This window comes from Mesorhizobium sp. M0663, assembly GCF_040320585.1.
Lineage (GTDB): Bacteria > Pseudomonadota > Alphaproteobacteria > Rhizobiales > Rhizobiaceae > Mesorhizobium.
Genome location: NZ_JAMYPX010000006.1, coordinates 208,911 through 233,983, shown reverse-complemented (window position 1 = coordinate 233,983; position 25,073 = coordinate 208,911). Strand labels below are relative to the sequence as shown.

The following is a 25,073-nucleotide window of genomic DNA, read 5'->3' as shown; positions in this document are numbered from 1 at the left end:
CTGATGCAGGAAACGCAGTCCCGGCAGGTGGTCATCGCCGGGGCGGGCGTCGCCGGGCTGACCGCGGCACTGGCCTTCGCCGAGCGCGGCTATCGGATAAAACTGTTCGAACAGGCGCAGCACCTCGAGGCTGCCGGCGCCGGTATCCAGCTTTCGCCCAACGCGACGCGCATCCTACGGCAGCTCGGCGTACTCGATCGGCTGCTGGCTACGGCGGTGCGGCCGGAGGCGGTCGTGCTCAAGGATGCCGCCACGCTGCGCAAGCTGGCGCGCGTACCGCTTGGCCAGGCGGCCGAAACGCGCTGGGGAGCGCCCTATCTCGTTGCCCACCGCGCGGATCTGCAGTCAGCGCTGATGCAGCGAGTTTCGGAGCAGCCCGGTATCGATCTGATCGCCGGCGCGCGGGTGACCGACATCGCAGCCGGATCGAAAGGTGTTACCGTCACTGCATCGGCTGATGGCGACACGGTCGAGGCTGGCTGTCTTTTGATCGGCGCCGATGGCGTCTGGTCGTCGGTGCGAGAAACGATTGCCCGCAACGCAGCCGATTTCCGGAGAAGCCGGTTTTCGGGCGAGCTTGCCTGGCGCGCCACGGTGGCCGCCGACAGCCCCGCTGGACAAACCTTTGCGGCGATCGGTGCGCCCGATTGTGTTACTGCATTCCTCTATTCCGGCTTCCATATGGTCGCCTATCCGGTCAGCCGTGGCACTGCCTTCAACCTCGCTGCCTTCACAAAGGGCGAGCGCATCGCCGAGGGCTGGTCGGGGCATGCCGACCCCGCCATTCTCGCCAGCGCCATGCGCGGTACCGCGCCGGCGCTGGTCCGTCTGGCGAGCGAGGCCGCGCCATGGACGGCATGGCCGATCCACACCGTCGAGCAGCGGCGGTGGACGACGCCGGAAGGCATCGCGCTGATCGGCGATGCGGCGCATGCGATGACGCCGTTTGCCGCACAGGGCGCGGCGATGGCGATCGAGGACGCGGTAACCCTTGCCGGTTTCGTTGCCACCTCGCCTGCCGATCTCAGCAGCGCGCTTGTCGCCTGGGAACAGGCGCGGCGGCCGCGCGTCGCCCAGGTCGCCCGCCGCGGCGTCGTCAACCGCCTCGCCTGGCATGCGGCCGGGCCGGTGGCGATGGCCCGCAACCTGTTCCTGGCGATGCGCTCGCCCGAAAAACTCGCCGCCGATCTCGACTGGCTCTATGGCTGGCGGGCGTTGGACGATGGCGCGCGATGATACGCACGACAGGCTGGAGGGACAGCGCCCTGGACAGCACCCCTCTCTGTCCTGCCGGACATCTCTCCCACTTGGGGGGAGATTGGCCATCACATTGGCTTTCGCCAATCTTCAAGGTTGCATGACCTAGCAAGGCGCCGAAGCCGCTAATCTCCCCCCTCGTGGGGAGATGTCCGGCAGGACAGAGGGGGGCGCGAAGGATCGCGGCGTTGATCAGCCGGAACCCTCTTCAATTGTAAAGCCGCATCGACAGGCCGAGCGAGGCCGGCAGCGGATTCCACCAGCCGGTGCGCAGCCCGGCCGTGCGCAGTGCCGCCGCCGTCCAGGTGTTGCAGCCGATCAGCGCGTTGAAATGACCATTGGCTTCGAAGAACCGATCGAAGCGGGAATAGGCCGCACTCTCGATCGGGATGGCCCCGTTCGGCCCCTGCCGGAAGCTTGCCGCAATGTAATCGAGCAGCGCCGTAAACCGCTCCTCGCCGATGTCGAAGCCAGCGACGTCGCGATGCGGCTCGGCGATGTCGACGGAAATGTCGACATGCATTGCCGAGGCATCGACCGTCAGCGCCTTCATCACCGGCACCGCCTTCAGCTCCGACCAGGTCGGCGTCTCCAGATAGAAGGCGCGGCCGCCCCAGCCGAAGACGATGTAGCGGACCTCCGCCACGTCTGCTGGAATGCCGGCATCGACCAGGAAATGGAAGCGCCGGCGCACATCGTCGTCGACCGGGATGGCGATGTCGGTGTGGATCGGATTTTGCAGCACCAGGATACGGTGGCTTGTGCCGATCGGATCGGCAACGGCCGCCGGCCAGAGCGGGCGCGGCAGCAGCGTGCCCAGCGCCACCGCAAGGACTGCTGCAACGACCAGCAGGCCAAGAAAACGGGCAAGCTTCTTCATGGGAAAGGCATAGAACAAGCCATGCTCAAGGTGAAGCCCCTCCGAAAGGTGCACAGCTGACTTAGAGCTTGACGCGTATCCTCCCTGGGAGGATACGCTCAAGCATGTCAGATCACCTCCACGCCTCGCATCCTTCCATCATAAAGCGCCTGAAGCGCGCGCAAGGCCACCTTGCGGCGGTGCTGGCGATGATCGAGGCGCATCGCCCTTGCGTTGACCTGGCGCAGCAGCTTCATGCCGTCGAAAGGGCCATCAGCAGCGCCAAGCGCGAGCTGATCAACGATCACATCGAGCATTGCCTGACGGACAGCGTCGAAACCGGCGGCAACTCGCTGGCGGAACTCAAGCAGCTGGCGAAATATCTATGAATTCCATCGTAGCCCCCATTCTGGAATGGCTCGGGCTCGGCTCGCACGCCGCACATCATCACGGCGGTCACGGTCCGCACGGTCACAGCCATGGCGTCATCGACGCGACAATTGCCACCACCGACCGGGGCATCTGGGCAATCAAATGGTCGTTCGTGATCCTGGCCATCACCGCGGCATTGCAGATGGTCGTGGTTGCGTTGTCGGGGAGCGTGGCATTGCTGGCCGATACGATCCATAACATCGGCGATGCGACCACGGCGATCCCGCTATGGATTGCGTTCGTGCTGGCGCGGCGCAAGCCGTCGCGGATCTTCACCTATGGCTTGGGCCGGGTCGAGGATCTGGCCGGCATCATCATCGTGCTCATCATCCTGTTCAGCGCTGTAGTCGCTGCCTACCAAGCCATCGACAGGCTGATCAATCCACAAGTGGTGACACACCTGGGCTGGCTGACTGCGGCGGGTATTGTCGGCTTCCTCGGCAACGAGGCGGTTGCCGTGTTCCGTATCCGCGTCGGTCGCGAAATCAACAGCGCGGCACTGATTGCCGACGGCTACCACGCCCGCACAGATGGACTTACCAGCCTTGCCGTGGTCATCGGAGCCATCGGCGTTTGGTTCGGCTTTTCCTTGGCCGATCCGATCGTCGGTCTGCTGATCACGATTGCGATCTTCGGTATCGTCTGGCAATCGGCCCGCTCGGTGCTGACCCGCATGCTGGATGGAATCGAACCCGGTGTGATGGACGAAATCCGACATGCCGCCGAGCATGTTCCGGGCGCGCGCATTGTCGATGCCAAGGCGCGCTGGATCGGTCATAGATTGCACGCCGACATCGCAATTGCCGCGGACGGAACCCTGCCGCTGTCGGCGGCGAACAAGATCGCCGCAGCGCTGAAGGACGAACTATCCCAGCATATGCCGGCCCTGGCTGAGGCGAATGTGCGGTTTTCAACGGAACGTGGAGAGAACGACCATCCTCACGAGCACACGCATGACCACGGCCACATGCACTGACGCTCGCCGATTTTCTGCTAGTCTCGTCCGATGTTCCAGACGCTCGTCGAATTTCAGCGCACGATCTATCTGACGCTCGGCGAACAGATCAAGCTGCTTGCGGCCGGAGGCAATTGGCTGGCGTTCGTGGCCTTCCTGCCGATGGGCGTCGTGTTCGGGGCTGCCCATGCGCTGACGCCGGGGCACAGCAAGGCCGTCCTGGCGACTTATCTTGCCGGTTCGGATGCGAAGGTCTCGCGTGGTCTGCTCGTATCTATCACGCTATCGTTCACGCATGTGACGATTGCCGTTCTGATTGCGGCTCTCTCGCTGCCACTGGTCTCAATAGCATTGGGCAGCGTCGGCCGCGCTCCGCTTCTGGAGCACATCAGTCGCGGGCTGCTCGGCCTCATTGGCGTCTGGATGCTCTGGCGCGCTTTGAGCCACAGCCATCACCACAGGCACGAGGGCGAGGCTGTCGGCGTCATGGCAGGCCTGATCCCATGTCCGCTTACGCTTTTCGCGATGACTTTCGCGATGTCCAGGGGTGTTCCGGCAGCGGGCGTCCTGTTTGCCATCACCATGATGGTCGGCGTGGCGCTGACGCTGTCCTGCGTCGCCGTGTTGTCGATCGTGTTTCGGGAACGGCTTGTACAGTTTTTCGCGCGCCAGCCACGGCTGTTCGAAACCATCTCCCGGGCCATCGAGGGCGCCGCCGGTCTCGCCCTTGCCGGCGTCGCTGTCTGGCAGATCACCTCAGCTTGAGAGAAAATTTGGCCCCAGCCATTGCATGGCGTCCTGGCCGGTGCACCGGCTGGAACGAGCCTAGGCGACGCCGGGCGCACGGTCAGCGCTCGTCGAATACGCGCGAAGCCAGCAAGACAGAGAGCCCGGTCCGCCGGTCTTGTCCCGAACCGGCGTACAGGATCAGTGCAGGATCTGCGACAGGAACAGCTTCGTGCGCTCATGGCGCGGGTGGTCGAAGAACTCGGCCGGCGTGTTCTGCTCGACGATCTGACCCTGATCCATAAAGATCACCCGGTTGGCGACTTTGCGCGCAAAGCCCATTTCGTGGGTGACGCAGAGCATGGTCATGCCTTCCTCGGCCAGCCCGACCATCGTCTCTAGCACTTCCTTGATCATTTCCGGGTCGAGAGCCGAGGTCGGCTCATCGAACAGCATGATACGCGGGTTCATGCACAGCGAGCGGGCGATCGCCACGCGCTGTTGCTGGCCGCCGGAAAGCTGGCCGGGATATTTGTTGGCCTGTTCCGGGATCTTGACGCGCTTGAGGAAATGCATGGCGATTTCCTCGGCCTGTTTCCGCGGCATCTTGCGCACCCAGATCGGCGCCAGCGTGCAATTTTCCAGAATGGTCAGATGCGGGAACAGGTTGAAGTGCTGGAACACCATGCCGACCTCGCGGCGCACCTCGTCGATCTTCTTCAGATCGTTGGTCAGTTCCTTGCCGTCGACTATAATCTTGCCCTTCTGGTGTTCCTCCAGTCGGTTGATGCAGCGGATCATCGTCGATTTGCCGGAGCCCGACGGGCCGCAGATGACGATGCGCTCGCCGCGCATCACCTTTAGATTGATGTCCTTCAGCACATGGAATTCGCCGTACCATTTGTGCATGGCGATGATGTCGATGGCGACATCGGTGGTGGAAATATGCATCTTGGCGGCATTGACCTTGATCTCTTCCGCGCTGACGGCGTTTTCTATGGCCATGACAAGGTCCCCTTTTTTAGCGTTTGTGGCCGGTGTCGAGACGGCGTTCCGTGTACATTGAATAGCGCGACATGCCGAAGCAGAACAGCCAGAAGATGAAGGCCGCGAAGACCAGGCCGGATCTGGCCGTCTGCGGCGTCGCCCAATTGGCGTCGGAGAAGTTCTGCTTGACGATGCCGAGGAGGTCGAACATCGAGATGACGATGACCAGGCTGGTGTCCTTGAACATGCCGATGAAGGTGTTGACGATGCCGGGAATGACCAGCTTCAGCGCCTGCGGCATGACGACCAGACCCATCTTCTGCCAGTAGCTGAGGCCGAGCGAATCGGCGCCCTCATACTGGCCTTTGGGGATCGCCTGCAGGCCGCCGCGCACCACTTCGGCCATGTAGGCGGCGGCAAACAGCGACACGCCGATCAGCGCGCGCAGGAACTTGTCGAAGCTGACGCCGGCCGGCAGGAACAGCGGCAGCATCACGCTGGCAAAGAACAGCACCGTAATCAGCGGGATGCCGCGTACCGTCTCGATGAAGATCACGCACAGCAGCTTGACGATCGGCATGTTCGAGCGCCGGCCGAGCGCCAGCACGATGCCGACCGGCAGCGACACAGCTATGCCGACAAAGGACAGGCTGAGTGTCACCAGCAGTCCACCCCAGAGCGGGGTTTCGACATAGGGCAGGCCGAACATGCCGCCGATCAGCAGAACGAAGGCGACGACCGGCAGTGCAAAAAAGAGAAGAATGGCATTCAGCCCCTTGCGCGGTACGCGCGGAATGAGCAGCGGCACCAGCAGCGCCACGAACAGGATGGCCACCAGGATCGGGCGCCAACGCTCTTCCAGGGGATAGCGGCCGAACATGAACTGGCCGAACTTGGCGTTGACGAAAGCCCAGCAGGCGCCGGTCCAGCCGTCCGACTGGATGCCGCCCTGCGCCACGGTGGCGCAGACCGTGCGGTCCGGTCCCGTCCACTGGGCGTTGATGAAAGCCCAATTGACGATCTGCGGCAGGATCATGGCAACCAGCACGATGCCGATGATGGTCAGGATGGCGTCGCCGGTCGATGCGATCAGATTCTTGCGGACCCAGGCGGTGAGGCCGCGCTCGCTCGACGGCGCCGGCTGCGCCAGCGCCATCTCCGTCCGCACCCAGGACATATCGTGCTCTTGCATGGCCCTACCTCTCCACCAGCGCCATCCTGGCATTGACGACGTTCATGATCGCCGACGTGATCAGGCTGAGCGCCAGGTACACCGCCATCATGATCACCACGCCTTCGACTGCCTGCCCGGTCTGATTCAAGACCGTGCCGGCCGTCGCCGTCAGGTCCGGATAGCCGATGGCGATGGCGAGCGAGGAATTCTTGGTCAGGTTGAGATACTGGCTGGTCAGCGGCGGAATAACGATGCGCATCGCCTGCGGCACGACGACAAGCCTGAGGATCGATCCCGAGCGCAGCCCGAGTGCCGCGGCCGCCTCGGTCTGGCCTGCGCTGACGCCGCTGATGCCGGCGCGCACGATCTCGGCGATAAAGGCGGCCGTATAGCAGGACAACGCCAGATAGAGTGACAGGAACTCGGGCCTGACCTGAAAGCCACCGACGAGATTGAAGGTCGACTGCTTTGGAAATTCAAAGCTCAGCGGAAAGCCGCTCAGCGCGTAGGCCAGCAGCGGCAGGCCGACGATCAACGCCATGGATGTCCAGAACACCGGGAATGGCTGTCCCGTCGCCATCTGCCGCTGCCGCGCCTTGCGGGCGACGAACCAGGCCATGGCGATGCCGAGGAGCAGTGCGACCAGGATCAGCCAGGAGCCCTCGCCCCATATAGCGCGGGGAAAATAGAAGCCGCGCTGGTTGAGAAAGGAGCCGAACGGCAGATTGATGCTCTCGCGCGGCGGCGGCAGCACGGCGAGCACGCCGGAATACCAGAAGAAGATGACCAGCAGCGGCGGGATGTTGCGGAACACTTCGACATAAACGGTGCAGATCTTCCTGATCAGCCAGTTATGCGACAGCCGGCCGATGCCGACGATGAAACCGATGATGGTGGCGGTGATGATGCCGACGACGGCAACGATCACGGTGTTGATAAAGCCAACCAGGATGGCACGGAAATAGGTCGAATCCGATGAATAAGCGATGGCGCTTTCGCTGATGTCGAAGCCGGCGCGGCCCTTAAGAAAGCCGAAGCCGGAAGCGATGTGCAGCCGCGTCAAATTGGCGATGACGTTGTGGGTAACCCACCAGACACCAGCTACCAGCAGGACGAGGACCAGTGCTTGAAAGAATATGCCGCGGACGCGCGGATCATTGATGAAGGAACCGCGGCTTGGCTCCTCGCGAAGAACTTCCTGCGATGCCATTCGACAGTCCCCTGGAAAGAGAGACCGGAAGGCAGACGATCTGCCTTCCGGATCCATTTTCGATCAGCGGATCGGCGGAGCGTACTGCAGGCCACCCTTGGTCCACAGCGCGTTGATGCCGCGGGCGATCTTCAGCGGGCTGCCGGAGCCGACATTGCGTTCGAACATCTCGCCGTAATTGCCGACGGCCTTGACGATGTTGACGACCCAGTCGTTGGAGACGCCTAGATCGGTGCCGATCTTGGTGTCGGCTTCCTGGCCGAGCACGCGCTTGATCTCGGGATTGTCCGAGTTCTTCATCTCGTCGACATTGGCCTGGGTGATGCCCAGTTCCTCGGCGTTGAGCAGCGCGAAATAGGTCCACTTGACGATGTGGTACCACTGGTCGTCACCCTGGCGCACGGCCGGCCCAAGCGGCTCCTTGGAGATGATCTCGGGCAACACGACGTGGTCGGCCGGCGAGCTGAGCGTCAGGCGAATGCCGTAGAGACCCGACTGGTCGGTGGTGTAGACGTCGCAGCGGCCGGCGTCATATGCGGCGTTGACCTCATCCAGCTTTTCGAAAACGACGGGGTTGTACTCCATCTTGTTCGACTTGAAATAGTCGGCAAGGTTGAGCTCGGTCGTGGTGCCGCTCTGCACACACACCGCCGCGCCCGAAAGCTGCAGTGCCGAATTCACGCCCGGAAGCTTCTTGGCGTTGATCATGAAGCCCTGACCGTCATAATAGGTGACGCCGACGAAGTTCAGGCCAAGCGCCGTATCGCGGTTGATGGTCCAGGTGGTGTTGCGCGACAGGATGTCGACCTCGCCCGACTGCAGCGCGGTGAACCGCTCCTTGGCGCTGAGCGGCGTGAACTTGACTTTGGTGCCATCGCCGAAGACGGCGGCCGCCACGGCGCGGCAGAAATCCACATCGATGCCTTTCCATTCACCCTTGTCGTCAGGCGCCGCGAAGCCAGCAAGACCCGTATTGGTGCCGCACTGGATGAAGCCTTTCGCCTTGACATCGTCGAGCGTGCTCGCCGATGCGGCCGAAGCCGCGAAGCCAAACGCGGCGGCGCCCAAAAGGCCGATTGCAATGTGTTTCATGACCCACAGACCCTTTTCTGTTTTTTCCAGGCGAACCTGACTTTTTCCCGTGTGAACGCAGCTAAGTATCCCGGCCCGTTACCGGAATCCCGCATCGTCACCGACGCGCTGCCTCCCATTCACGAACAACATCGAAGGCGATTATTCCTGTGAGGTCAAGGGAAATGACCAAATCCGAAAGACTTTGAAAACCAACCGCCTGAAATGCCTGAAATTGCAGACAAACGCGCTCGCAAATTGGTCAGCGCGCCAATAAAGCCGGCAAAGTCCGACCGTGAGTTGCCAAGCGCACTTGGCAGCCTTCCCGCGGATCCACGGCTCGTTGCTGAATTGGCATATTCAAGACCTTGGCCTGGCGCGTGCGGTGCGGTTGCGCGGCCAATGCCGCCGCACTATGGCTAACGACCTACTCATGGGATAAAAAGCAATGGCAAAAGACGGCAGCGAGATGGGCATCAACACGCGGCTCGCCCATTCCGGCAACAACCCGCATGACTATTTCGGCTTCGTCAATCCGCCGGTGGTGCATGCCTCGACCGTGCTCTATCCCAATGCGGCGGCGATGGCTTCACGCAGCCAGAGATACACCTACGGCACGCGCGGCACGCCGACCACCGATGCGCTGAACAGCGCGATCGATGCGCTGGAAGGTTCGGCAGGCACGGTCGCGGTACCGTCCGGCCTGGCGGCGGTGACGCTGCCGCTGCTCGCCTTCCTGTCGGCCGGCGATCATCTGCTGATCGTCGATTCCGTTTATCATCCGACCCGCAACTTCGCCGACACGATGCTGAAGCGGCTGGGCATCGAGGTCGAGTATTACGAACCGCGCATCGGCGCCGGCATCGCGGCGCTGATCAAGCCCAACACCAAGGTGGTGTTCACCGAATCGCCGGCCTCCAACACTTTCGAGGTGCAGGACATACCGGCCATCGCCAAGGCAGCGCATGCCGCCGGCGCCATTGTCATGATGGACAACACCTGGGCGACGCCGCTCTACTTTCGCCCCCTCGACCATGGCGTCGACATCTCGATCCACGCGGCGACGAAATACCCGGCCGGCCATTCCGACGTGCTGCTCGGCACGGTGTCGGCCAATGCGGACTGCTGGAAGCAGCTTTTCGAGACGTTCAACACGATGGGCTGCTGCGCCGGGCCTGACGACGTCTACCAGGTGCTGCGCGGCCTGCGCACTATGGGCGTGCGGCTGGAGCATCATCAAAAGAGCGCGCTTTCCCTCGCCGGCTGGCTGGAGGGTCAGCCGGGCGTAGCGCAGGTGCTGCATCCGGGGCTGCCCAGTCATCCCGACCACGCCATGTGGAAGCGCGATTTTTGCGGATCGAGCGGCATCTTCTCGATCGTTCTCGCGGGCGGCGGACAGAAGCAGCAGCACGCCTTCCTCGACGCGTTGAAGTTTTTCGGCCTCGGCTATTCCTGGGGCGGCTATGAGAGCCTTGCCGTGCCGGTATTCCTTGGCGACCGCACCATCGCCAAGGGCCCGTATGACGGGCCGCTGGTGCGCCTGCAGATCGGGCTCGAGGATGTAGGGGATATGAAGGCCGACCTGGCGCGCGGGCTGGCGGCGGCCGCTGAGGCCTGAGCCAGCACCTTTTCACACTGAGTCAGAAAATCGGCGTAACAGCCTGGAAAAATTGCGATCCTGAGCGATATCATGGCGACCGATCGGCCGATGATACGGCTCTACAAAATAGAGGCGGCGGTGTGGTGAAGGCGGTAGAATAGCCTCTGCCAGTCCTTGCCACGGATTGAGGCTGGCCGGCGGGATCGGTCGGGAACCTTTTGTCGGCCGATGCATCCAATGTCGCGATGAGAAGCCTATCAGGAGATCGGCCATGCCTGCTGCGTTGACGGCAACGCCCGCCGCTTCCGGCGACATGCAGCTTGTCGGCCGCGCGCTGGCACGTGATGGCGATGCATTCCGCAGCATCATCAAGACGCACAACCAAAGGCTCTACCGCATCGCCCGAGGCGTCGTGCGTAACGACAGCGAGGCCGAGGACATCGTCCAGGAGGCCTATGTCAGCGCCTTTGCCCATCTCGAGGCCTTTCGCGGCGATGCCTCGCTCGCCACGTGGCTATCGCGTATCGTCATCAACGAAGCGCTCGGCCGCTTGCGCAAAAGGCGGCGAATGGTAGCGATGCCTGAAAACCCGCAAGCCGAAATCATCCGGTTTCCCCTTAACCCGAGCGACGATCCGGAGCGGACGATGGCGCAACGGCAGATCCTTGAGCTTGTCGAACGGGCAACCGACAGTCTTCCCGATGTCTACCGGATGGTGTTCGTGGCGCGTGTCATCGAGGGATTGAGCATCGAGGAAACCGCCGAACTGCTTGGCGTGCGACCAGAAACCATCAAGACCCGGCTGCACCGCGCCCGCGCGCTGGTGCGCAAGGCGCTGGACGACCAGATCGGCCCGGTGCTGCTCGACGCCTTTCCCTTCGCGGGCCGGCGCTGCGAACGTCTGACCAATGCCGTGATGCAGCGGCTTGGTCTTTGCGGATAGGCCGCGCCGATTTTCGCGGGAACGTTTGGCGGCGACCTGCATCCAATGAGCATCACTGAAAACGAAGCCCGATGCAGTTCCGCGTCGGGGCGAAGGAGAGCATCATGTTTATTCGATCGACCACGGCACTGGCCGCAGTTTTCCTGCTTAGCGCAGCGCCCTTGTCGCAAGCTGCCGACAAACCGACCGATCCGCAGATCGCACATATCGCCTACACAGCGGGCGTGCTTGACGTCGAGGCGGCCAAGCAGGCGCTGAAGAAATCGAAGAACAAGGAGGTCGTGGATTTCGCCAAGGACATGGTGCGAGATCACGAGGCGGTCAACAAACAGGCTCTCGACCTGGTCAAGAAGCTCAAGGTCACGCCTGAGGACAATCCGACCAGCAAGGCGCTGACCAAGGCGGCGGCCGAGGAACGTGCCAAGCTTGCCAAGCTCAAGGGCGCGGCGTTCGACAAGGCCTATGTCGCCAGCGAAGTGGCCTACCACAAGCAGGTCAATGGCGCGCTCGAAACACTGCTGATTCCGTCGGCCAGCAATGCCGAGTTGAAGAGCCTGCTGGAAACCGGCCTGAAAATATTCCAGGGCCACGAACAGCACGCCGAACACGTCGCCGGCATGCTGAAGTGAGGATTGGGCCGATGATGTCGAGGCGGCATCTGTGGGTTGCGCTGGCATTGGCCATGGGTGCCGCGCCGGCCAAGGCCGAAACCATCGAGGTGACGATCGAGAAGCTTGTGTTTTCGCCGGCAAAGATCGAGGCGAAGGTCGGCGACACGATCAGGTGGGTGAACAAGGACGTGTTCGCCCACACGGCAACCGTCAACGGCGGTTGGGAAGTGATGATCCCGCCGAAGAAGGCGGCGAGCCTGACGGTGAAGAAGGCGGAATCGGTCGATTATTTCTGCCGCTTCCATCCCAACATGAGGGGCCATCTGACGGTGACATCGCCCTGACTGGCTGATGCATGCCGCGCAAAAGTGTGCAGCGGTTTTGCGATAACGACATGCATAAAAAAGAGCCTAAAGCGCGCCGCATGAGGCCGGTCGAATGCGACGCGCTTTAGGCCGCCAGCCATGCCGTCCCCACAAGAAGCGTGACCAGCGTCAACGGCAGGCCGACCTTGAAGAAGGCGATGAAGCCCAGCGGTTTGCCGGAGACCCGCGCGTGCTCGGCAACGATCAGATTGGCGACCGAGCCGAGCAGCGTGAAATTGCCGGCCAGCGTCGAGCTCATGGCGACGACCAGCCAGGCCCGCTCGGGGTTTTCCAGTCCGGGCACGAACGGCTTCAGCGCCAGCACGGCCGGGACATTGCTCATGATGTTGGACAGCACTGCGGTGAAGCCGGACAGCCGCCAGACGTCATTCAGCCCGAGGTCCTTTGCCGAGGCGACGATGTCGGGCGTCAGCAGCGTCTTCTCCGCCCCGGCGACGACGATGAACAGCCCGGCGAACATGAACAGCAGCGGCCCATCGATCTCGCGATAGATGCGCTCAGGTTTGATGGCGCGGGTCAAAAGAAGAATGGCGCCGCCGATCAGCGCTGCCTTGGCAACGGGAACGCCGGCGAAGAAGGCGATCGCCAAACCGACACAGACGACCACCGCCTTCACCACCTGCCCCGGCAGCATGCGGCCGCGATAGACTTCGGGGCTGAGCTCGGCCTTGCGCGAAAATTCGGCGCGGTAGACGATGCGGATGATGACGATGACGGCGACGAGGCCGAACGCCGCGACCGGCGCCAGCGCCGCCGAGAAGGCCGGATAGGAAATCCCCGACAGCGCGCCGATGACCATGTTCTGCGGATTGCCGGTGATGGTGGCGACGCTGCCGCAATTCGAGGCCGTGGCGGTGGCGATCAGATAGGGAACCGGGTTGCGGTTGATGACGCGGGTGACATGGACGACGATCGGCGCCATGACCAGGCAGATGGCGTCGTTGACCAGGAACGCCGACAGGACGCCGGTCAACAGCGTCACCATCACCAGCAGCATGAACGGCGCATGGGCATGCTCGATGGCGAACCCGCCGAGCGCGCGAAAGGCACCCGACACTTTCAGATGCGCCACGACGATCATCATGCCGAGCAGAAGCGTGATGGTGTCGAAGCTGATGGCGCGGTAGGCGTCCTCCATGTCGAGCGCGCCGATGGCGATCATCGCCGCACCGCCGAGCAGCGCGATCCCTGCCCGGTCAAGGCGCAGCCCGGGTATCCTGCCGATTGCGACGCCGGCATAGGTCAGGACAAGGATCAGCAGTGCCGCCGCGCCCATCGCTGTCATGTCTTGGAAATCCTGTGCGACTGGCGAGTGAACCTGTCCGGAATGGACACTGAAAATATTGGCGATCCCGACAGGATTCGAACCTGTGACCATCGGCTTAGAAGGCCGGTGCTCTATCCAGCTGAGCTACGGGACCGCTGGCCGGCCGGATGACCGGCGAATTGTGCCGGGAGGGCCGGTATGGGATCAATGCGTCCAGGGCGTCCTGCGGTCATAGCGGAAATTCTCCGCATAGGAAATCTGGCGGCGCTTGATTTCCTTCGGCTCCTCGACGCGAAAAGCGAGCCCTTCCTTCTCGGCATAGGCCACCGCCTCTTCCCTGGTGTCGAAGGTCAGCCTGATCTGGCTTCGCATGTCGCCGGACGTGGTGTAGCCCATCAGCGGATCGATCTTCTTGCGCTGCTCCGGATCGAATTCCAGCACCCAATAGCCGGTCTTGGCCTTGCCGGACTGCATCGCGGTTTTGGCTGGGCTGAAAATGCGGGCTGACATGACCACCTCATTGCTGGTTGCAAGCACACGACCCCGAGACCACATTACTGTTCTCTGGCCATGCACTAGCCCGTCATTACTGCGCAATGCCGTCGGCAGCAAGGCCGATGGCTTTTTACGCTTGCTTTGGCGGGCCGAAATCACTAGGCAACAGACCGTTCGGAGTGTAGCGCAGCCTGGTAGCGCATCTGGTTTGGGACCAGAGGGTCGGGAGTTCGAATCTCTCCACTCCGACCATTCATCAAGCAAATCTCGTCGGCAGGGCAAGCGGATCACGCTCGAGTGTGTCTCCCGTCGCCGGTCATGTTTAAGCGACGGACGGACAGCACGAGCCCGCGCTGCCCGTCCGATATGCAAGCCGTCAGCCCTGGATGAAGGCCAGCAGATCCGGATTGATGATCTCCGGATGCGTGGTGCACATGCCGTGCGGCAGGCCCTTGTAGACCTTGAGCGTGCCGTGCTTCACCAGCTTGGCCGCAAGCAGCGCAGAATCGGCGATCGGCACGATCTGGTCGTCGTCGCCATGCATGATCAGGACGGGCACGTCAATCTTCTTGAGATCGTCGGTGAAGTCGGTCTCGGAAAAGGCCTCGATGCAGTCGTAATGGGCCTTGGCGCCGCCCATCATGCCCTGGCGCCACCAATTGTCGATAGCCCCTGGCGAGACCTTGGCGCCCTCGCGATTGAAACCGTAAAACGGGCCGGCCGGCACATCCCTGTAGAACTGGGCGCGGTTGGCGACCAAAGCGGCGCGAAAGCCGTCGAAGACCTCGATCGGCAGGCCACCCGGATTGCTGTCGGTCTTGACCATGATCGGCGGCACGGCGCCGATCAGTACCGCCTTGGCAACGCGGCCGCCACCGCCATAAAGCGCGACGTAACGGGCCACCTCGCCGCCACCGGTCGAATGGCCGATGTGGATCGCATCCCTGAGATCGAGATGCGCCGCCAGCGCCGCAACGTCGGCGGCGTAGGTGTCCATCTCATTGCCGGTCGCGGTCTGCGACGAGCGGCCGTGGCCGCGGCGGTCATGTGCGATGACGCGGTAGCCCTTTTCGAGGAAGAACAGCATCTGGTTGTCCCAGTCGTCTGAGCTCAGCGGCCAGCCGTGATGGAACACGATCGGCTGGCCCTTGCCCCAATCCTTGTAGAAAATCTCGGTGCCGTCATGGGTGGTGAATGTGCTCATCGTCCTACTCCTTGATGGAAAAGTTGGGGGTAACAGGGAAGCTTTTAGCCCCCTTCAGCTGGACAAATTATAACAGTGCGGCCAGGGTGAGCATTGGCAAAACGGACATTCAACGTGGCAAAACTGACAAATGACGGCTGCGCGTGATCTGATCGAAATCGGCCTTGTCTTGTATCCCGGCGTGCAGGAAGCAGCCGTGCTCGGCCTGACCGATCTTTTCATGCTGGCAAACCGGCTGGCTGTCGAGCGGTCGCCGGACGCGTTGAGGCTTCGCGTCAGTCATTGGCAATTGGAGGACGCGGGCCACACCGTAGTCCGCACCTTCGACAGCGACCCCGGCGCCGACAATGAACCAGCCATGGTTATCCTCCCGCCGACCTTGGGAGATCCGATCGCTCGGGAAGCAGCCGCGCCCTATGCCGGCTGGCTCAGGGACCGTCATGCGGCAGGCGCGACCCTCGGCTCGGTCTGCGCCGGCGCCTTCGTGCTTGCCGAGACCGGCCTGTTGTCCGGTCGCGCGGCGACGACGCACTGGGCCTATCGCGACGCGCTGGCGCTACGCTTTCCCGACATCCTGCTCGACGCCGACAGGCTGGTCATTGACGATAGCGACATCATCACCGCGGGCGGCTACATGGCCTGGACCGACCTCGGCCTGAAGCTGGTGGACCGGGTGCTCGGGTCAGCCGTGATGATGGACACGGCGCGTTTCATGCTGATCGACCCGCCGGGCCGCGAGCAACGTTTTTACAGTCCGTTTGCGCCGCGGCTGACCCACGGCGACGAAGCGATTCTCAAGGTGCAGCACTGGCTGCAGGCGAACGGCGCGCGCGATGTGACGCTTGGCGCCATGGCCGATCACGCCGGGCTGGAGGAGCGGACTTTTCTGCGCAGGTTCCGCAACGCCACCGGCCTCAAGCCGACCGAATATTGCCAGCACCTGCGCGTCGGCAAGGCGCGCGAGATGCTGGAAACCACGATACGAGCGATCGACCAGATCGCCTGGGAGGTCGGCTATGACGATCCCGGCTCGTTCCGCAAAGTATTCGCCAGGATAACCGGATTGGTGCCCGGCGACTATCGCCGGCGGTTTGGCGTGGAACGAGCGGCGCTTGGGGGAGACGATCGGTCTGAAACGGTAGCGAGGCTAGAGCAATGACGGACCGACCAATCGCGACCTGCGATGAGTGCGGCAGCACATATTTTTCCGACAGCAGCGCAATGGCCAGTCTATGTGCCGAATGCGCATCTCTGCTCTATGGATATCCAAACTGCGAACATAATTTCGAAAGCGGCCGATGCACGGCCTGCGGGTGGGACGGCTCTCGATCAAAATACGTCGCCGATATCATTTCCAGGCAAGACCGACAGCGTTGAGAATATCGCTATCAGCTGGCGAGAAAATCACACTTCAAGGCGACTGGTCGGATCGCCGCATATGGCAAGCTCGCCGGGAAGAGAACCCCAACCACCCATCTCCCGGCGAGCCTACTACCTGATTTGATACGCAATCAGGACCGGGATTAGCCGGCAAGCTGTCAGGTGCAAGACAGATGCCAGGTTTGTTTCCCGAAATGAGACACCGGCCGAGGTAAGAACTAGGTATATGCACCTTCCCCGGCCCAGCCAAAAACCATTGGCCGTAGTTCTTCAAGGGCGGCTTGCAGCATTTCGGGAGACGCGTGGCGTTCCTCTCTGCCACCCCATTTGTGTAGCGCTTTTAGGATCCAGCACCGACGCCACAATGGTTACGTTGCCGTTGACGTCAGGCAAATTGAGCCACAACTGAGCACGACGATTGCCATTCTTGTCGTAAACCCAGATAGAACGGACATCGTCGTCGCGATATTTAGTGGCGACCCGTATTCCGTGCCGATTTGCCCACGACATCAGAAACGGATCAATGATGTCGTATGCACTGAATTCAGACGTCATTTTGTATCCTCTAAATCTCGAACTCGCCCTGCCCTTCGTCCATGGCGCTGACGGTCTCGGCGGCGAGCGCGCGGGTGATCGGCGTCTTGCGCTCGAGCGCGGTGCGGTCGAGCCGTTCGACCACGCGCATGGCAGTGGCCAGCGAGCGCTCGATGCGGCGCACCAGATATTGCACGACATGCGGCTCGACCTCGACCTGGCGGTCGGCGAACAGCTTTGTGATGACGCCGGCCAGCAGAAGATCGTCGGGTTCGTGGATCTCGACGGTCGCCGCCGCCTTCAGCCGCGACGCCAGGTCGGGCAGCCTGACGCCCCAGGCGGACGGGAAGCGCCGCGCCGTCAACAGCAAGGTCGAGCCGGCGCCGCGCACCGCGTTGATCAGGTGGAAGAGGCCGTGCTCATCGATCGGTTCCGCATCGATATCGTCGATCAGGGCCGGATGCGGGCCGAGGTTTTCGATGCACTCGCCGATGCGGCCGGCCTCCACTTTCACGGCGTCGGCGCGGGTCCGCCAAATCGAGGCCAGATGGGTTTTCCCCGAGCCGGCCGGCCCGGCCAGCACAACGACCGGCGACGGCCAGTCCGGCCAGCGGTCGACAAGCGCCGCCGCCTGGCTGTTGGTGCTGGAGACGACGAGCTCGTCGCGCGAATAGCCGGTGCCGTGGCCTAGATCGAGCGGCAATTGACGCGGCGGATCGATCTTGTCCGGCATCTGGCTCAACCGCGCGCGCCCCCGCGGCGCCGCACCTGCAGCGGCGGCACCGGCTCGTCGGCATGGCCCTTGTAGAGCGGCGATTCGAGATAGCGGGCGATGGCGAAACGCACCAGAACGGCAACGGCGGCGGAAGCCGGCACGGCAATCAGCAGGCCGACGAAGCCGAACAGCGCGCCGAAGGCAAACAGCGCAAACATCAGCCACACCGGATGCAGACCGACGCTTTTGCCGACCAACCGCGGCTGCAGGATATTGCCCTCGATGAACTGCCCGACGAAGAACACGCCGGCCACCGCCGCGATCATGGTCCAGTCCGGCCAGAACTGGACGAAGGCGACGCCGACGGCCAGCACCAGGCCGGTCAGCGAGCCGACATAGGGGATGAACGAGATCAGCCCGGCAAACAGGCCGATGAGGATGCCGAAATTCAGGCCCGTCAACGTCAGGCCGGTGGCATACATGGCGCCCAGCACCAGGCACAGCGTGCCCTGTCCGCGCACGAAGCCGGCGGTTGCCGTATTGATGTCCCTGGCGATCGCCCTGACGGTCTTGACATAGTCGCGCGGCACCCAGCTGTCGACGATTGCCACCATGCGGTCCCAGTCGAGCAGCATGTAGAAGGCGACGACCGGCGTCACCACGAACAGGCTGACCACCGAGACCAGCGCCACGCCGGAGCTCCAGATCGAGGTGAAGACGGTGGTCAGGAGGCCGAAGCCGGAGGTCAGCAGCGAGTTCAAGCCTTCACGCAGACCGTTGGCGTCGACGCCGAATTTTTCTTCCAGCCATTTCGGGTCGAAGCTGGTGATCAGGCCCTGCAGCCGGGTCAGATAGTCCGGCAGCTTGCTGGCGAAATCAGCCATCTGCGAGGCGAGCACCGGAACCAGGATGACGACGGCCAGCACCAGGACGACGATAAAGGCGATGAGGATGACCACCGTCGCCATCAGCCTGGACAGGCCGAGGCGCTCCAGCCGGTCGGCCACAGGATCGAGGAAATAGGCGAGCACCATGCCGGCAACGAAGGGCAGAAGGATGCCGCTGAAGACATAAAGGAAGACGGCGAGGATGATGGCGCTGACCAGCCAGAAGCGGATCTGGCGGCGAAACGACGCCGATGCCGCAGCCTCCGCTGCCGCGGCTTCGGCCTCGGCGTCGATGGACCGTTCGTCAGGTGCCCGGTGGTCAGGTGCCCCGTGTTCAGGTGCCGGGTGTGGAGCCTTCGCCATAGCCGCTCATATGCCTCAGCCAAGCCACGAGATAGGCCGCGGCCGAAGCCACGGTCAAGACCCCGGACAGCAATATGAGGGCCGGCCTCAGCGGATCGAGACGGATGTCGAAGGCGAGCTCGCCCAACACCACTGCCGCCAGCACGATCTGGATCGCGGTGTTGGCCTTCGACACCAGGAGCGGCTTCATCTCGACCGGATGCGCCATGACGGTGGATAAAAGCACGGCGCAGACGATCAGTGCGTCGCGCGACACCATGGTAACGACCAGCCACAGCGGCAGTTCGCCGCTGAAGCCCAGGACCACGAAAACCGAGACCAGCAGCAGCTTGTCGGCCATCGGATCGAGATAGGCGCCGAGCCTGGAAAACTGGTTGAAATGACGGGCGATGAAGCCGTCGACGCCGTCGGAAATGCCGGCAATGAGGAAGCCGGCAAAGGCCCAGTCCCAGCGTTCCTGCAGCATGGCCAGCACCACGGCCGGCACCAGCACGAAGCGCATGATCGTGATCATGTTGGGGATGGTCAAACGCATATCCCGTCGCTCTTGTTTGTCGATACATGATGGAGATGGAGGGTTACGGCAAGTGAGAAGCGACACAGAAGCTGCCAATCTCCCCACGAGGGCGCCAGCAATGAAATAGGTCAAGACCGATGTCGATTTCGGGGAGGCTCATTCGTCTCACGATAGGAAGCCGAGGAAATTTGCCCAGCAAGGAAACGGACGCGATGACAATCACTATCACAGCATTTGAACGATCGCCCGATGGCGGCAAGGGACTGGCGCGCGATACGCGCGTTCGCTGGGCGCTCGAAGAAGTGGGGCAGCCGTATGAGGTTCGTCTTGTTTCCTTCGCAGAAATGAAGGCGCCTGGCCATCTGGCCATCCATCCCTTCGGCCAGATCCCCACCTATGAGGAAGGTTCTCTCTCGCTGTTCGAAACCGGCTCGATCGTCTTTCACCTTGCTGAGCAGCATGCGGGATTGCTGCCGAAGGATCCCAATGCCCGCGCGCGTGCGATCACGTGGATGTTTGCCGCACTTAACACCGTCGAGCCGACGATCCTCGAATTAACGACGGCAAGAATATTCGAACGTGACAAGCCTTGGAGCGAGGAGCGCTTGCCGTTAGTAAAGGACCGTGTTCGCGCTCGGCTGGACAAACTCTCGGCCCACTTGGGCGTCGCCGACTGGCTCGATGATACGTTCAGCGCAGGCGATTTATTGATGGTATCGGTGCTGCTGCGACTAAGAATGTCAGGCATTTTGGACGAATATCAAAACTTGGCTGCCTATGTAGCGCGCGGGGAAGCTCGGCCGGCTTATATCCGGGCTTTCGCCGCGCAATTTGCAATCAACGCAGAGGGGCGTGAAGAATAGCCAGCGTTGAACTAACCAAATGGAAGCGAGCCCGAAGCGCGCTATCCTTTGGCCGTTAGGAAACAAGGCGCGCTTTGGATGGACTAATAGGCCGCTAGCAAGGCACGATGCGCAACAGAGAGGGAGTGGAACCTTGTCTTTGGCCGTTGGCGAAGTGCGTAAGTATCTCGATACGTTCATGACGGGACATGGCTTTCGCCGCATCCGGAAAGGCGTCTTCGAAGTCGACCGGAGCGACGATATCAGCCTGATTCTCGAAGAGGCCTTTACTGCAAGCCATGGCGATGTTCATTTGAACATGCTCGTTTACCTGGACTTTCTTACCGTCAGGCCGTTGCTTGAAAGGCTGTACGGCAAAAAATGGATCTGGCCCGGACTGTCGCAGTTTCATCCTGAAACGATATTTAACAATGAGCTGAAAGCTTATGCTCGTTACTTTGAGCACCTTGACCAGACGAGCATAGATAGGTTGCTGGGGAAATATGTCGAGCTGGCGCGACGGATCAGGGCTCAGAACCCGGACCTCGCCAGTTACGTCGCCGGACATAGCGAGTTGCTCGACAAACCTTACGAATTCACACAGCCCTTCGCAGTTCGAATCCTCGCGCTGATTGCCTGCGAAATCGAACTTGGGCACTACGAGCGGGTTAAGCAGGCTGTGCACTGGATTCGAACGAACAATGGCGGAATAGCGCTGAGCGGCTACGCCAAGGCACAACTCGACCGCGTCGACATGGTTCTGGCGGAACGAGAGGGGCGTCCATAAGGGGGGCAGCTTGGGCGACTGTCCACTCCTTTGTCGAGCCAAGACCGTCTGATCCCGCCGTCATCCTTGCGAGGTGCGGCCGTTCATGCGAAGAGCCCGTGAAGCGACAGCCTATTTCCCCACTGCTGAATGACGATGGCGCAGAGAATCACAATCGCTTGGCGAGTAACGCTTTGTTATCTGGCCGGACTGACGGAAAGTCTTTTGGTCTTCGCATTTTTCGGAGCCTCGCACCGCAACGTGGCAGCGCAGGATCTTCTTTCGACCTTCGCTCTTTATCTGGCCGTAGGCGTGGTCGTCTCTTGGCCCCTCTGGCTGACCGCCGCTGTCGTCGCGTTCGTTTTCTCAAGGTCAGTCGCTGCAAAGCCAGGTCTGTGGACTGCCGCGACGGCTTTGATCGCCGCCGGCTTCTCGTATGGGACCCTGCCCTTCGACGGTGAGATCAGGTCTCTTGCCACCGTCGGAGGCCTCGCCGCAATTCTGGCAGGGATTTCTTTTTACTGTTGGAGTGTATCACGCCCGGTTCCGCCGTTATCCAACTGAAACACCATCATCACGCGCTTGCCTTGCGGGGCAAAACCGTTCATGCGAAGAGCCCGCAAGCGAATGAAACCAGCGACAGGCAAGCGCAACAGATGAGCAGGCGCCGGAAATGAGCAAGCGCAAGAACGGGCTCACCTATGCCGAAGCGGGCGTCGACATCGATGCCGGCAACCTCATGGTCGAGAAGATCAAGCCGCTGGTGCGCGCCACCCGCCGGCCGGGCGCCGATGGCGAGATCGGCGGCTTCGGCGGCCTGTTCGACCTCAAGGCCGCCGGCTTCACCGATCCGGTGCTGGTGGCCGCCAATGACGGCGTCGGCACCAAGCTGAAGATCGCCATCGATGCCGGCAAGCACGATACGATCGGCATCGACCTCGTCGCCATGTGCGTCAACGACATCGTCGTGCAAGGCGCCGAGCCGCTGTTCTTCCTCGACTATTTCGCCACCGGCAAGCTCGATCCCGACCAGGGTGCTTCGATCGTCGGCGGTATCGCTGCCGGCTGCCGGCAGGCCGGCTGCGCGCTGATCGGCGGCGAGACGGCGGAAATGCCCGGCATGTATCACGACAAGGATTACGACCTTGCCGGCTTTGCCGTCGGTGCCGCCGAACGCGGCCAGCTGCTGCCGACCGACGACATCGTCGAAGGCGACGTGCTGCTCGGCCTCGCCTCGTCGGGCCTGCATTCGAACGGCTTTTCGCTGGTCCGCCGCATCGTCGCCGTAAGCGGCCTTGGCTGGGGCGATCCGGCGCCGTTCAATGACGAGGCGACGCTGGCCGAGGCGCTGCTCGAGCCGACGCGCATCTACGTCAAGTCGATCCTCAAGGCGATCCGCAACACGCATGGCATCAAGGCGCTAGCCCATATCACCGGCGGCGGCTTTCCCGAAAATATCCCGCGCGTTCTGCCCAAGGATTTTTCGGCCGAGCTCGATCTCGGCGCCATCGAGGTGCCGCCGGTGTTTTCGTGGCTGGCCAAGACCGGCGGCGTCGCGCCGGAAGAGATGATGCGGACCTTCAATTGCGGCATCGGCATGATCCTGGTCGTCGCCTCCGGCCAGGCGGCGCAGGTCGCTGCCGTTCTGCAGGAGGCCGGCGAGACGGTGACGCCGATCGGCCAGATCGTGCCGCGCCGCGATGCCGGCGTCATCTATCGGGGCTCGATTGGCCTATGACCAGGAAACGGACGGTCGTACTGATCTCGGGGCGCGGCTCCAACATGACGGCGCTGGTTGCGGCGGCGAGCAACCCGGCCTATCCGGCCGAGATCGTCGGCGTCATCTCCGACCGCGCCAATGCCGCCGGCCTTGGCATCGCCGCGGCGCGCGGCATCGCCACCAGAGTGATTTCGCGCTCCGACTATGCCAGCAAGCAAGCGCATGACGAGGCGATCGATGCGGCCCTCTTGTCGTTCGGCGCCGAGATCGTCGCGCTGGCCGGCTATATGCGCATCCTCGGCGCGCGCTTCGTAGAGAAGTGGCAGGGCCGCATGATCAATATCCACCCTGCCCTGCTGCCTGCCTTCAAGGGGCTGGATACGCATGCGCGGGCGCTGCGCGCAGGCATGCGCATCCATGGCTGCACGGTGCATTTCGTCACGCTCGACATGGATGACGGGCCGATCATCGCCCAGGCCGCCGTGCCGGTGATGGTCGGCGACAATGAGGATACGCTGGCCGCGCGCGTGCTCAAGGCCGAGCACCAGCTCTATCCGCTGGCGCTGGGCCTAGTCGCCGAAGGCAAGGCGCGGATGGAAGGCGGCCGCACGGTGTTTTCGCGCTTCGCCGACGATGCCGACAACGCCACGTCGGTGGTGATCGCGCCCGACCCGCTGCGCGAAGAGACCGATCTCGAGCACCTGGCGCGGATCACGCCGTGAGGGTCCGCAGAAACGGCCAATAAATCGCCGGGGAATGACAGAATAGATCAATGGACGTTTTCGACAGCGCGATCCGGACAAAGCGTGATCTCGCCGGCGTCTTCGAGTACGACGAGGCGGACGATCCGAAAAGTGCCACGGCATATTTTTATCTCTGTCGGATCGAGGACGGACGAGTAGGTCCCGTCGTCGGTGCAATTCACCTTCGATCGGGCGATTGGGCCATCACTGAAGCAGACATTTTGGTCAGATGGGATAAAGATGAACGGCATGTAGGCCTGTTCATCTTTGGTGCGCTTTGGGCGAGTTTTGATACCGCCATGGGCACAAAACATGGCGGCGGCTATGGGAAAGACTTTCAGCCGGACATCTCTTGGACTTGAATTGAATCCATGAAGCAACTGCTGCTCCTGCGTCACGCCAAGTCGAGTTGGGACGATCCCGACCTCATCGACTTCGACCGGCCGCTGTCCGCGCGCGGGCTGAAGGCAGCACCACTGGTCGGGCGCGAACTGGCCCGGCGCGGCTGGCTGCCGGAGTTGGCGCTGGTGTCGCCGGCACTGCGCACCCGCGACACATGGCGGCTGGTCTCGGCGGAATTGCCGGCGAAGGTGCAGGCCAAATCTGCCCAGGCGCTTTACGAGGCAGCAGCGGCGGACATCCTCGCCAAGGTGCGGCAAGTGAAGGCGGGGACCGGAACGCTGCTGGTGCTTGGCCACAATCCCGGGTTGGAGGAGTTCGCGCGCGGTCTTGCCGGGGCTGGATCTGATGAAGCGGCGCTGAAAAAACTGGCGGAAAAATTCCCGACCGCGGCCCTGGCTCGGTTCGACGTCGATGGCGATTGGGCCGGTCTCACCTTCGGCAGCGCCCGGCTGACGCACTGCATTTGGCCGAAGGATCTTCGCTAGGGACTGCCTGACAGGCCGGGGGATCGCCGACCTTTCGGCCAAACCCGGCTTCGCACAAACAAAAGCGGCGGGCCAAGCCCGCCGCTCTTCGTGCTCCGGGGTTTGAGGAACTATCGGCCCCAGTTGCCCCGGCCAGATTGGGGCACTACGGGTTGATCAGTGCCGAACCGGGTCGTCGCCTCGGTGTCGACGGCGTTGTGCTCGGCCGTCAGCGGCTTGCGGATGGAACCGGTAAACCCGCTGTCGATGGTGCCGACAGGCGCGTTGCCAACAGGCGCGGCCGGCTGGTTGACGCCGTCCGAACCATAGTGATCACTGCCTGCAAAGGCGCTGCCCGTGGCGACGAGGACGATGGTGGCGACGGTAAGAGCAATCTTGGTCATTTCAGGTACTCCAGTGTACTGGTCATTCGTGAGTTGTCGTTGCTTTCGACGCATTCGAGATGAGAGCGCTGTCCGCGCCGACGAATACGCACCCGGCTTTTTCCGATGTGCACGTTGCTGGACGATTTCAGCAACCGAGATTGTGGCTACAGATGAAAC

At 62.4% G+C, this 25,073-nt stretch carries 29 protein-coding genes and 2 tRNA genes; 17 read left to right on the top strand and 14 right to left on the bottom strand.

What is annotated here, in order from left to right; translation table 11 throughout:
* The first annotated feature begins 3 nt into the window (after nt 1-3).
* Nucleotides 4-1,236 carry an FAD-dependent monooxygenase gene (locus NKI54_RS15020; protein WP_352636533.1) on the top strand — a complete coding sequence of 411 codons (1,233 nt, stop codon included), beginning with the start codon at nt 4-6 and terminating at the stop codon, nt 1,234-1,236.
* A gap of 229 nt (nt 1,237-1,465) precedes the next feature.
* Here NKI54_RS15020 and NKI54_RS15015 read toward each other — a convergent pair whose 3' ends face one another.
* Nucleotides 1,466-2,137, bottom strand: a complete 672-nt coding sequence (locus NKI54_RS15015) for a TIGR02117 family protein (protein WP_352636532.1) — start codon at nt 2,135-2,137, stop codon at nt 1,466-1,468.
* Between the two features lie 104 nt (nt 2,138-2,241).
* On the opposite strand from NKI54_RS15015, the gene NKI54_RS15010 reads away from it, so the two are divergent.
* The 3 genes from NKI54_RS15010 to NKI54_RS15000 are packed head-to-tail and all read left to right on the top strand — an operon-like array spanning nt 2,242 to nt 4,268.
* Nucleotides 2,242-2,505 carry a metal-sensing transcriptional repressor gene (locus tag NKI54_RS15010; protein WP_023719742.1) on the top strand — a complete coding sequence of 88 codons (264 nt, stop codon included), beginning with the start codon at nt 2,242-2,244 and terminating at the stop codon, nt 2,503-2,505.
* Nucleotides 2,502-3,524, top strand: coding sequence for a cation diffusion facilitator family transporter (locus NKI54_RS15005; RefSeq protein ID WP_502894598.1), 1,023 nt, complete (start codon nt 2,502-2,504; stop codon nt 3,522-3,524). Before NKI54_RS15010 ends, NKI54_RS15005 begins: the two co-directional genes overlap by 4 nt.
* Nucleotides 3,525-3,554: 30 nt before the next feature.
* On the top strand, nt 3,555-4,268 hold the full coding sequence (locus NKI54_RS15000; RefSeq protein ID WP_352569732.1) for a HoxN/HupN/NixA family nickel/cobalt transporter: 714 nt from the start codon (nt 3,555-3,557) through the stop codon (nt 4,266-4,268).
* Between the two features lie 162 nt (nt 4,269-4,430).
* Here the strand turns inward: NKI54_RS15000 and NKI54_RS14995 are convergent, their stop codons facing one another.
* The 4 genes from NKI54_RS14995 to NKI54_RS14980 all read right to left on the bottom strand — a co-directional run bounded on the left by NKI54_RS14995 (nt 4,431) and on the right by NKI54_RS14980 (nt 8,692).
* The gene (locus NKI54_RS14995) at nt 4,431-5,180 is read right to left on the bottom strand and encodes an amino acid ABC transporter ATP-binding protein (protein WP_031212005.1); all 750 of its coding nucleotides are present in this window, start codon (nt 5,178-5,180) and stop codon (nt 4,431-4,433) included.
* Nucleotides 5,181-5,250: 70 nt separating this feature from the next.
* Nucleotides 5,251-6,408 carry an amino acid ABC transporter permease gene (locus NKI54_RS14990; protein WP_023677633.1) on the bottom strand — a complete coding sequence of 386 codons (1,158 nt, stop codon included), beginning with the start codon at nt 6,406-6,408 and terminating at the stop codon, nt 5,251-5,253.
* Between the two features lie 4 nt (nt 6,409-6,412).
* Nucleotides 6,413-7,600 (bottom strand): amino acid ABC transporter permease, encoded by a 1,188-nt coding sequence (locus NKI54_RS14985; RefSeq protein WP_352691815.1) that lies wholly within the window; start codon nt 7,598-7,600, stop codon nt 6,413-6,415.
* Between the two features lie 63 nt (nt 7,601-7,663).
* The gene (locus NKI54_RS14980) at nt 7,664-8,692 is read right to left on the bottom strand and encodes an amino acid ABC transporter substrate-binding protein (RefSeq protein ID WP_023677635.1); all 1,029 of its coding nucleotides are present in this window, start codon (nt 8,690-8,692) and stop codon (nt 7,664-7,666) included.
* Between the two features lie 427 nt (nt 8,693-9,119).
* Here NKI54_RS14980 and NKI54_RS14975 point away from each other — a divergent pair, with 427 nt between their 5' ends.
* From NKI54_RS14975 to NKI54_RS14960, 4 genes are all read left to right on the top strand, one after another.
* On the top strand, nt 9,120-10,289 hold the full coding sequence (locus NKI54_RS14975; protein ID WP_352636531.1) for a cystathionine beta-lyase: 1,170 nt from the start codon (nt 9,120-9,122) through the stop codon (nt 10,287-10,289).
* A 253-nt stretch (nt 10,290-10,542) separates the two neighbouring features.
* Entirely contained in the window at nt 10,543-11,214 is a 672-nt protein-coding gene (locus NKI54_RS14970) for an RNA polymerase sigma factor (protein WP_352636530.1), read from the top strand.
* Between the two features lie 104 nt (nt 11,215-11,318).
* Complete coding sequence (locus NKI54_RS14965) at nt 11,319-11,843, top strand: DUF4142 domain-containing protein (protein ID WP_023677638.1); 525 nt, start codon at nt 11,319-11,321, stop codon at nt 11,841-11,843.
* Nucleotides 11,844-11,857: 14 nt separating this feature from the next.
* On the top strand, nt 11,858-12,169 hold the full coding sequence (locus NKI54_RS14960) for a cupredoxin domain-containing protein (protein WP_352636615.1): 312 nt from the start codon (nt 11,858-11,860) through the stop codon (nt 12,167-12,169).
* A 106-nt stretch (nt 12,170-12,275) separates the two neighbouring features.
* Here NKI54_RS14960 and NKI54_RS14955 read toward each other — a convergent pair whose 3' ends face one another.
* From NKI54_RS14955 to NKI54_RS14945, 3 genes are all read right to left on the bottom strand, one after another.
* Entirely contained in the window at nt 12,276-13,496 is a 1,221-nt protein-coding gene (locus tag NKI54_RS14955) for an anion transporter (protein WP_352569726.1), read from the bottom strand.
* 59 nt (nt 13,497-13,555) lie between these two features.
* Nucleotides 13,556-13,632, bottom strand: a tRNA-Arg gene (locus NKI54_RS14950).
* 50 nt (nt 13,633-13,682) lie between these two features.
* Complete coding sequence (locus NKI54_RS14945) at nt 13,683-13,988, bottom strand: ETC complex I subunit (protein ID WP_023677641.1); 306 nt, start codon at nt 13,986-13,988, stop codon at nt 13,683-13,685.
* Between the two features lie 160 nt (nt 13,989-14,148).
* On the opposite strand from NKI54_RS14945, the gene NKI54_RS14940 reads away from it, so the two are divergent.
* Nucleotides 14,149-14,225: transfer RNA gene (locus NKI54_RS14940), tRNA-Pro, on the top strand.
* Between the two features lie 124 nt (nt 14,226-14,349).
* Here NKI54_RS14940 and NKI54_RS14935 read toward each other — a convergent pair.
* Nucleotides 14,350-15,177: an alpha/beta fold hydrolase gene (locus NKI54_RS14935; RefSeq protein WP_352594421.1), complete on the bottom strand. Its 828-nt coding sequence runs from the start codon at nt 15,175-15,177 to the stop codon at nt 14,350-14,352.
* 130 nt (nt 15,178-15,307) lie between these two features.
* On the opposite strand from NKI54_RS14935, the gene NKI54_RS14930 reads away from it, so the two are divergent.
* Nucleotides 15,308-16,336 carry a GlxA family transcriptional regulator gene (locus NKI54_RS14930; RefSeq protein ID WP_352636529.1) on the top strand — a complete coding sequence of 343 codons (1,029 nt, stop codon included), beginning with the start codon at nt 15,308-15,310 and terminating at the stop codon, nt 16,334-16,336.
* Nucleotides 16,337-16,827: 491 nt separating this feature from the next.
* On the opposite strand, the gene NKI54_RS14925 is transcribed toward NKI54_RS14930, so the two are convergent.
* Genes NKI54_RS14925 through NKI54_RS14910 form a run of 4 tightly spaced genes read right to left on the bottom strand, consistent with a single transcriptional unit; the run spans nt 16,828 to nt 19,585 of the window.
* The gene (locus tag NKI54_RS14925; RefSeq protein ID WP_352636528.1) at nt 16,828-17,112 is read right to left on the bottom strand and encodes a hypothetical protein; all 285 of its coding nucleotides are present in this window, start codon (nt 17,110-17,112) and stop codon (nt 16,828-16,830) included.
* A gap of 10 nt (nt 17,113-17,122) precedes the next feature.
* Nucleotides 17,123-17,824: a DnaA regulatory inactivator HdaA gene (gene hdaA / locus NKI54_RS14920; protein ID WP_352636527.1), complete on the bottom strand. Its 702-nt coding sequence runs from the start codon at nt 17,822-17,824 to the stop codon at nt 17,123-17,125.
* Between the two features lie 5 nt (nt 17,825-17,829).
* The gene (locus NKI54_RS14915; RefSeq protein WP_352569723.1) at nt 17,830-19,056 is read right to left on the bottom strand and encodes an AI-2E family transporter; all 1,227 of its coding nucleotides are present in this window, start codon (nt 19,054-19,056) and stop codon (nt 17,830-17,832) included.
* Complete coding sequence (locus NKI54_RS14910) at nt 19,028-19,585, bottom strand: CDP-alcohol phosphatidyltransferase family protein (RefSeq protein WP_023677645.1); 558 nt, start codon at nt 19,583-19,585, stop codon at nt 19,028-19,030. Before NKI54_RS14910 ends, NKI54_RS14915 begins: the two co-directional genes overlap by 29 nt.
* Nucleotides 19,586-19,785: 200 nt before the next feature.
* On the opposite strand from NKI54_RS14910, the gene NKI54_RS14905 reads away from it, so the two are divergent.
* From NKI54_RS14905 to NKI54_RS14875, 7 genes are all read left to right on the top strand, one after another.
* The gene (locus tag NKI54_RS14905) at nt 19,786-20,436 is read left to right on the top strand and encodes a glutathione S-transferase family protein (protein WP_352636526.1); all 651 of its coding nucleotides are present in this window, start codon (nt 19,786-19,788) and stop codon (nt 20,434-20,436) included.
* 133 nt (nt 20,437-20,569) lie between these two features.
* On the top strand, nt 20,570-21,202 hold the full coding sequence (locus NKI54_RS14900; RefSeq protein ID WP_352569720.1) for a hypothetical protein: 633 nt from the start codon (nt 20,570-20,572) through the stop codon (nt 21,200-21,202).
* A gap of 135 nt (nt 21,203-21,337) precedes the next feature.
* Nucleotides 21,338-21,745 carry a hypothetical protein gene (locus tag NKI54_RS14895; RefSeq protein WP_352636525.1) on the top strand — a complete coding sequence of 136 codons (408 nt, stop codon included), beginning with the start codon at nt 21,338-21,340 and terminating at the stop codon, nt 21,743-21,745.
* Between the two features lie 109 nt (nt 21,746-21,854).
* Complete coding sequence (purM, locus tag NKI54_RS14890; RefSeq protein ID WP_352472623.1) at nt 21,855-22,919, top strand: phosphoribosylformylglycinamidine cyclo-ligase; 1,065 nt, start codon at nt 21,855-21,857, stop codon at nt 22,917-22,919.
* Nucleotides 22,916-23,623, top strand: a complete 708-nt coding sequence (purN, locus tag NKI54_RS14885; protein WP_352457663.1) for a phosphoribosylglycinamide formyltransferase — start codon at nt 22,916-22,918, stop codon at nt 23,621-23,623. The genes purM and purN overlap by 4 nt, the downstream gene beginning before the upstream one ends.
* Before the next feature lie 50 nt (nt 23,624-23,673).
* The gene (locus NKI54_RS14880) at nt 23,674-24,006 is read left to right on the top strand and encodes a hypothetical protein (RefSeq protein WP_352569718.1); all 333 of its coding nucleotides are present in this window, start codon (nt 23,674-23,676) and stop codon (nt 24,004-24,006) included.
* Between the two features lie 9 nt (nt 24,007-24,015).
* Nucleotides 24,016-24,531, top strand: a complete 516-nt coding sequence (locus NKI54_RS14875) for a SixA phosphatase family protein (RefSeq protein ID WP_352569716.1) — start codon at nt 24,016-24,018, stop codon at nt 24,529-24,531.
* A gap of 110 nt (nt 24,532-24,641) precedes the next feature.
* Here the strand turns inward: NKI54_RS14875 and NKI54_RS14870 are convergent, their stop codons facing one another.
* A complete protein-coding gene (locus tag NKI54_RS14870) occupies nt 24,642-24,914 on the bottom strand; it encodes a DUF680 domain-containing protein (RefSeq protein ID WP_352452971.1) in 273 nt (90 codons plus the stop codon).
* Nucleotides 24,915-25,073: the final 159 nt, after the last annotated feature.

What these genes read in the sequence shown, in the direction of transcription:
- NKI54_RS15020 (WP_352636533.1), top strand. Translation starts at nt 4, where the DNA reads ATGCAGGAAACGCAGTCCCGGCAGGTGGTCATCGCCGGGGCGGGCGTC.
- NKI54_RS15015 (WP_352636532.1), bottom strand. Translation starts at nt 2,137, where the DNA reads ATGAAGAAGCTTGCCCGTTTTCTTGGCCTGCTGGTCGTTGCAGCAGTC.
- NKI54_RS15010 (WP_023719742.1), top strand. Translation starts at nt 2,242, where the DNA reads ATGTCAGATCACCTCCACGCCTCGCATCCTTCCATCATAAAGCGCCTG.
- NKI54_RS15005 (WP_502894598.1), top strand. Translation starts at nt 2,502, where the DNA reads ATGAATTCCATCGTAGCCCCCATTCTGGAATGGCTCGGGCTCGGCTCG.
- NKI54_RS15000 (WP_352569732.1), top strand. Translation starts at nt 3,555, where the DNA reads ATGTTCCAGACGCTCGTCGAATTTCAGCGCACGATCTATCTGACGCTC.
- NKI54_RS14995 (WP_031212005.1), bottom strand. Translation starts at nt 5,180, where the DNA reads ATGCATATTTCCACCACCGATGTCGCCATCGACATCATCGCCATGCAC.
- NKI54_RS14990 (WP_023677633.1), bottom strand. Translation starts at nt 6,408, where the DNA reads ATGCAAGAGCACGATATGTCCTGGGTGCGGACGGAGATGGCGCTGGCG.
- NKI54_RS14985 (WP_352691815.1), bottom strand. Translation starts at nt 7,600, where the DNA reads ATGGCATCGCAGGAAGTTCTTCGCGAGGAGCCAAGCCGCGGTTCCTTC.
- NKI54_RS14980 (WP_023677635.1), bottom strand. Translation starts at nt 8,692, where the DNA reads ATGAAACACATTGCAATCGGCCTTTTGGGCGCCGCCGCGTTTGGCTTC.
- NKI54_RS14975 (WP_352636531.1), top strand. Translation starts at nt 9,120, where the DNA reads ATGGCAAAAGACGGCAGCGAGATGGGCATCAACACGCGGCTCGCCCAT.
- NKI54_RS14970 (WP_352636530.1), top strand. Translation starts at nt 10,543, where the DNA reads ATGCCTGCTGCGTTGACGGCAACGCCCGCCGCTTCCGGCGACATGCAG.
- NKI54_RS14965 (WP_023677638.1), top strand. Translation starts at nt 11,319, where the DNA reads ATGTTTATTCGATCGACCACGGCACTGGCCGCAGTTTTCCTGCTTAGC.
- NKI54_RS14960 (WP_352636615.1), top strand. Translation starts at nt 11,858, where the DNA reads ATGTCGAGGCGGCATCTGTGGGTTGCGCTGGCATTGGCCATGGGTGCC.
- NKI54_RS14955 (WP_352569726.1), bottom strand. Translation starts at nt 13,496, where the DNA reads ATGACAGCGATGGGCGCGGCGGCACTGCTGATCCTTGTCCTGACCTAT.
- NKI54_RS14945 (WP_023677641.1), bottom strand. Translation starts at nt 13,988, where the DNA reads ATGTCAGCCCGCATTTTCAGCCCAGCCAAAACCGCGATGCAGTCCGGC.
- NKI54_RS14935 (WP_352594421.1), bottom strand. Translation starts at nt 15,177, where the DNA reads ATGAGCACATTCACCACCCATGACGGCACCGAGATTTTCTACAAGGAT.
- NKI54_RS14930 (WP_352636529.1), top strand. Translation starts at nt 15,308, where the DNA reads ATGACGGCTGCGCGTGATCTGATCGAAATCGGCCTTGTCTTGTATCCC.
- NKI54_RS14925 (WP_352636528.1), bottom strand. Translation starts at nt 17,112, where the DNA reads ATGACGTCTGAATTCAGTGCATACGACATCATTGATCCGTTTCTGATG.
- hdaA (WP_352636527.1), bottom strand. Translation starts at nt 17,824, where the DNA reads ATGCCGGACAAGATCGATCCGCCGCGTCAATTGCCGCTCGATCTAGGC.
- NKI54_RS14915 (WP_352569723.1), bottom strand. Translation starts at nt 19,056, where the DNA reads ATGGCGAAGGCTCCACACCCGGCACCTGAACACGGGGCACCTGACCAC.
- NKI54_RS14905 (WP_352636526.1), top strand. Translation starts at nt 19,786, where the DNA reads ATGACAATCACTATCACAGCATTTGAACGATCGCCCGATGGCGGCAAG.
- NKI54_RS14895 (WP_352636525.1), top strand. Translation starts at nt 21,338, where the DNA reads ATGGCGCAGAGAATCACAATCGCTTGGCGAGTAACGCTTTGTTATCTG.
- purM (WP_352472623.1), top strand. Translation starts at nt 21,855, where the DNA reads ATGAGCAAGCGCAAGAACGGGCTCACCTATGCCGAAGCGGGCGTCGAC.
- purN (WP_352457663.1), top strand. Translation starts at nt 22,916, where the DNA reads ATGACCAGGAAACGGACGGTCGTACTGATCTCGGGGCGCGGCTCCAAC.
- NKI54_RS14880 (WP_352569718.1), top strand. Translation starts at nt 23,674, where the DNA reads ATGGACGTTTTCGACAGCGCGATCCGGACAAAGCGTGATCTCGCCGGC.
- NKI54_RS14875 (WP_352569716.1), top strand. Translation starts at nt 24,016, where the DNA reads ATGAAGCAACTGCTGCTCCTGCGTCACGCCAAGTCGAGTTGGGACGAT.
- NKI54_RS14870 (WP_352452971.1), bottom strand. Translation starts at nt 24,914, where the DNA reads ATGACCAAGATTGCTCTTACCGTCGCCACCATCGTCCTCGTCGCCACG.